Origin of the sequence: Streptomyces sp. NPDC059785 (assembly GCF_042732375.1) — a bacterium.
In the GTDB taxonomy this organism is placed as follows: Bacteria; Actinomycetota; Actinomycetes; order Streptomycetales; family Streptomycetaceae; genus Streptomyces.
The window spans coordinates 1-4858 of record NZ_JBHWHV010000127.1; the positions used below are offsets into that span (position 1 = coordinate 1).

Annotated in this window: 4 protein-coding genes; 1 reads left to right on the forward strand and 3 read right to left on the reverse strand. The window is 71.9% G+C overall.

Translation table 11 applies throughout. From position 1 onward, the window contains the following. A partial coding sequence (locus ACFV6E_RS42720) for a LysE family translocator (RefSeq protein WP_385469157.1) occupies window positions 1-627 on the reverse strand: 627 nt, incomplete at its 3' end. A gap of 183 nt (window positions 628-810) precedes the next feature. On the opposite strand from ACFV6E_RS42720, the gene ACFV6E_RS42725 reads away from it, so the two are divergent. After that, window positions 811-1680 carry a GyrI-like domain-containing protein gene (locus ACFV6E_RS42725; RefSeq protein ID WP_385172466.1) on the forward strand — a complete coding sequence of 290 codons (870 nt, stop codon included), beginning with the start codon at window positions 811-813 and terminating at the stop codon, window positions 1678-1680. Between the two features lie 44 nt (window positions 1681-1724). Here ACFV6E_RS42725 and ACFV6E_RS42730 read toward each other — a convergent pair whose 3' ends face one another. Both ACFV6E_RS42730 and ACFV6E_RS42735 read right to left on the reverse strand, forming a co-directional pair. Beyond that, window positions 1725-3779 carry an NAD(+) synthase gene (locus ACFV6E_RS42730; RefSeq protein WP_385172463.1) on the reverse strand — a complete coding sequence of 685 codons (2055 nt, stop codon included), beginning with the start codon at window positions 3777-3779 and terminating at the stop codon, window positions 1725-1727. Continuing rightward, the gene (locus ACFV6E_RS42735) at window positions 3776-4738 is read right to left on the reverse strand and encodes an SMP-30/gluconolactonase/LRE family protein (RefSeq protein ID WP_385172460.1); all 963 of its coding nucleotides are present in this window, start codon (window positions 4736-4738) and stop codon (window positions 3776-3778) included. The genes ACFV6E_RS42730 and ACFV6E_RS42735 overlap by 4 nt, the downstream gene beginning before the upstream one ends. Between the last annotated feature and the right edge of the window lie 120 nt (window positions 4739-4858).

The window sequence follows — 4858 nt, forward strand, 5'->3', positions numbered from 1 at the left end:
GCCCGGCGCGGCCCCGGCGCCCCCCCGCCCGACCCTGGACCCCCCGCCGCCGCCGCCGCCCCGGGAGCGCCGGCGCGGCCCCCGCGCCAACCTCCCCCGCGGGGTCGCCGCGACCAGCCCCCACACCGTGTCGGAGGCCAGGGCGATGACGTCGAAGACCAGGCCGAGGAGCAGCATCTGCGCCGCGACGTGCCCCTGCCCGCGGTCCACGAACTGCGGCAGGACGGCGGCGAAGAACACGATGGTCTTGGGGTTGGTCACACCGACCGCGAACCCCTCCCAGAAGGTGCGCAGCCCGCCCGGCACGGCATCGGCACCGGTCACCGCGGACCGCGGCGAACCCCGCGTCCGCCACGCCTTCCACCCCAGGTACACCAGGTAGGCGGCGCCGGCCAGCTTCAGCACGGTGAAGACGAGGACCGAGCGCTCCACGATCGCGCCGACCCCGAAGGCCACGGCCACGATGAGCACGTACGCGCCGAGCGCGTTGCCCACGACCGTGGTCAGCGCGGCCCGGCGCCCCTGCGCCAGCGCCCGCCCGATCACGAAGAGCACGCTGGGCCCGGGTATCACGATCAGCAGGAACGACATGGCCGCGAAGGCGAGTAAACGGTCGGCGGACACCATGGGGCCCATGCAAGCACGCCGATGGCGCGCCTTTCCAGGGAATTCCGTGGCCGCCCATGACCGCATCGGGCACCCGTCCACGACCGCATCGGGCACCCGCACCCGACCGCATCGGGCACAGGATGTCGGGTCCGGCAGGATGACCTCTTCCTACGGTGGTGGTCGAAGGGGAAGGAGGCCGGGGTGCTGGAGCGGCTGAACCAGGCCATGGACCACATCGAGGAACACCTCGACAAGCCGGTGGGGGTGCGCGACCTCGCACGCATCACGATGACGTCGGACTACCACTTCCGCCGGCTGTTCTCCGCGCTCGCGGGCATGCCGCTGTCGGAGTACGTGCGCCGCAGACGGCTGACCGTGGCCGCCGCCGACGTGGTGGCGGGGGAGCGGACCCTGCTGGAGATCGCCTTCAGCTACGGCTACAACTCGGGCGAGGCCTTCGCGCGGGCCTTCCGTGACGTGCACGGCGTCGGTCCGGGTGAGGCACGGCGGCACGGTGCGGTGCTCGACTCCCAGCCCCGGATGTCCTTCAAGCTGATCGTCGAAGGGAGCAGCAGTATGCGCTACCGGATCGTGGACAAGCCCGAGTTCCGGGTGGTGGGCAGGAAGGCCCGCGTGCCGCTCGTGCACGAGGGGGTCAATCCGGCCATCGCGGAGTTCATCAGGGGGATCGGCGCGGAGACCGTCGAGCGGATGGCGGCGCTGTCCGACCAGGAGCCCGCCGGGATCGTCGCGGTGAGCGACCGGCTCGACCCGAGCCGGGCGGAGGGCACCGAACTCGACTACTACCACGGGGTGGTGACGGGCGCCCCGGTGCCGCCGGACATGGACGTGCTGCCGGTGCCCGCCGGGAGCTGGGCCGTGTTCCGGAGCTCGGGCCCGTTCCCGCAGGCGCTTCAGTACCTGTGGCGGGACGTGTTCACCCAGTGGTTCCCGTCGAACCCGTACCAGAGCAGGCCGGGGCCCGAGATCCTGCGCGTCGAGGTGGCTCAGGACGGGGAGCGGGCGGACGCGGAGCTGTGGATCCCGGTGGAGCGGGCCGCCGCCCCGTAGCGGAGAGGACGGCGGCCCCGGGCGCGCTTGCCCGGACCGTCCGGCTACGCGCCGTTCTCCGGGGACTTCGGCAGCTCCCAGCGCTCCAGCTCCCGCAGCCAGGCCCGTGCCGTGCTGTCGGACGGTGCCCGCCAGTCGCCGCGCGGCGAGAGCGAGCCGCCGGCCGACACCTTCGGCCCGTTCGGCATGGCGGACCGCTTGAACTGCGCGAAGGCGAAGAAGCGGCGGCAGAACACCTCCAGCCAGTGCCGGATCTCCGGCAGGTCGTAGGCGGCCCGCTTGGCGTCGGGGAAGCCCGGCGGCCAGGCGCCCGCGTCCCGGTCGTGCCAGGCGTGCCAGGCCAGGAAGGCGGTCTTGGAGGGGCGGAAGCCGTAGCGCAGCACGTGGAAGAGCGTGAAGTCGTGCAGCGCGTACGGGCCGATCTTGGACTCCGTGGACTGGAGTTCCTCGCCCGGCACCAGCTCCGGGCTGATCTCCGTGTCCAGGATCGCCGCCAGCGTCTCGCTGGTCTCCTCGCCGAACTGCTCGCTGCCGATGACCCAGCGGATCAGATGCTGGATGAGCGTCTTCGGCACACCGGAGTTGACGTTGTAGTGGCTCATCTGGTCGCCGACGCCGTACGTGCACCAGCCGAGCGCCAGCTCGGAGAGGTCACCGGTGCCGAGCACGATGCCGCCGCGCTGGTTGGCCAGCCGGAACAGATAGTCGGTGCGCAGTCCGGCCTGCACGTTCTCGAAGGTGACGTCGTACACCGGCTCACCGGAGGAGAACGGGTGGTCCATCTCCTTCAGCATCAGCCGCGCGGTCGAGGTGATGTCGAGTTCGGCCGCCGTGACGCCGAGCGAGCGCATCAGGGCGTGCGCGTTGTCCTTGGTGTGCTCGCCGGTCGCGAAGCCGGGCATGGTGAAGCCCAGGATGTCGCTGCGCGGGCGGCCCGCGCGGTCCATCGCGCGGGCGGCGACGATCAGCGCGTGCGTGGAGTCGAGACCGCCGGACACCCCGATGACGACCTTGGGGTTCCCGATCGACGCCAGCCGCTGCTGGAGCGCGGTGACCTGGATGTTGTACGCCTCGTAGCAGTCCTGGGCGAGGCGGTCGGCGTCGGCGGGCACGAACGGGAAGCGCTCGACCCGGCGCCGCAGCCCGAGGTCCGTGTCCGGCGGGTCGAGCCGGAACTCCACCGTGCGGAAGCCGCCGGTCCGCGCGGCGTGGGTACGGCGGTTGTCGTCGAAGGTGCCCATCCGCAGCCGCTCCTGCCGCAGCAGGGCGAGGTCCACGTCGGCCACCGCGTACTGGTCGTCGAGCGGGAACCGCTCGGTCTCGGCCAGCAGCACACCGTTCTCGTAGATCATGGTCTGGCCGTCCCAGGACAGGTCCGTGGAGGACTCGCCGAGCCCGGCCGCCGCGTAGACGTAGGCGGCGAGGCAGCGCGAGGAGGCCGACCGGCACAGCAGCCGCCGGTCCTCGGCGCGGCCGACCGTGATCGGGCTGCCGGAGAGGTTGGCGAGGACGGTCGCGCCGGCCAGCACCGCCTCGGCGCTCGGCGGCACCGGCACCCACATGTCCTCGCAGATCTCCACGTGCAGCACGAGCCCGGGGACGTCCTCGGCCGTGAAGAGCAGATCGGTGCCGAACGGTACGGCCGCGCCGCCGGCCCGGATCGTGCCGCCGCGCTCGTCGTCGCCCGCCGCGATCTGCCGCTTCTCGTAGAACTCGCGGTAGTTCGGCACGTACGACTTGGGGGTGATGCCGAGGATCCGGCCGCGGTGCACGACCACCGCGCAGTTGTAGAGGCGGTTGCGGTGGCGCAGCGGGGCGCCGACGACGAGGACCGTCATCAGGTCCGCCGACCCGGCCACGACGGTGTCGAGCGCTTCCTCGACCTCGTCGAGCAGGGCCTCCTGGAGCAGCAGGTCCTCGATCGAGTAGCCGGTCAGGCAGAGTTCGGGGAAGACCGCGACGGCGACGCCCTCCCGCGCGCACTCGCCGCCCTGCCGCAGGACCGCCTCCGCGTTGGCGAGCGGGTCGGCGATGGCGGCGTGACCGGTGCACGCGGCGACCCGCGCGAAGCCGTGCTGATAGATCGACCAGAAGTTCACCGGGACGACTCCGCATCCGTCGAGAGCTTGCGTCCGGGACCCGTCGGGTGGGTGCCCGTGACGCCCATGACCACCGAGTACAGACTCGTGCCGGCGGTGAGGAAGAGACGGTTGCGCTTGGCGCCGCCCCAGGAGATGTTGGCGACGGTCTCGGGGACGACGAGCCGTCCGATCAGGGTGCCGTCCGGGTCGTAGCAGTGCACGCCGTCGTCCATCGCGGCCACCCAGAGCCGGCCGCCGTCGTCGAAGCGGAGGTTGTCGAAGCGGGCCCCTTCCCGGGGCGCGGCCTCGGCGAAGACCTCGCCGTCCGAGAGCGTGCCGTCGTCGCGTACGTCGAAGACCCGGACGAGCCCGGCCTCGCTGTCGGAGACGAAGAGCCGGCGCTCGTCGGCGGAGAAGACCAGACCGTTCGGTGCGTCGAAGCCGTCGGCGACCAACCGCACCTCACCGGTGTCCGGGTCGATCCGGTAGACGTTGTTGGCGCCGATCTCGCTCTCGGCGCGGTGGCCCTCGTAGTCGCTGGTGATGCCGTAGTCCGGGTCGGAGAACCAGACGGAGCCGTCGGACTTGACCGTCGCGTCGTTCGGGCTGTTCAGCCGCTTGCCCTGCCAGCGGTCGGCGAGCACGGTGAGGGTGCCGTCGTGCTCGGTCCTGGTGACCCGGCGGTTGCCCTGCTCGCAGGTGACGAGGCGGCCCTGACGGTCGAGCGTGTTGCCGTTGGGGTGCCCGGCACGGCGGCGGAAGACGCCGACCGCGCCGGTCTCCTCGTCCCAGCGGAGCATCCGGTCGTCGGGGATGTCGCTGAAGACCACCTGTCGCCAGGCGGGCAGGTAGACCGGTCCCTCGGCCCAGCGGCAGCCGGTGTACAGGACTTCCAGCCCGGCGTCACCGCTCATGCAGCGGCCGGTGCGGAACCGGTCGTCGAACATCTCGTACAGCGCGGGGCGCTCGCCCGTCATACGGGTCCTTCCCATTCGGAACAGTTGCCGCGTCTCCGCCACGGCCTACAGGAAAGATCGTAAGACGGGCCGCCGCCGGTGCGGCGCCCGACGTGGGCCGGGTCCGTCACCACCACGTGG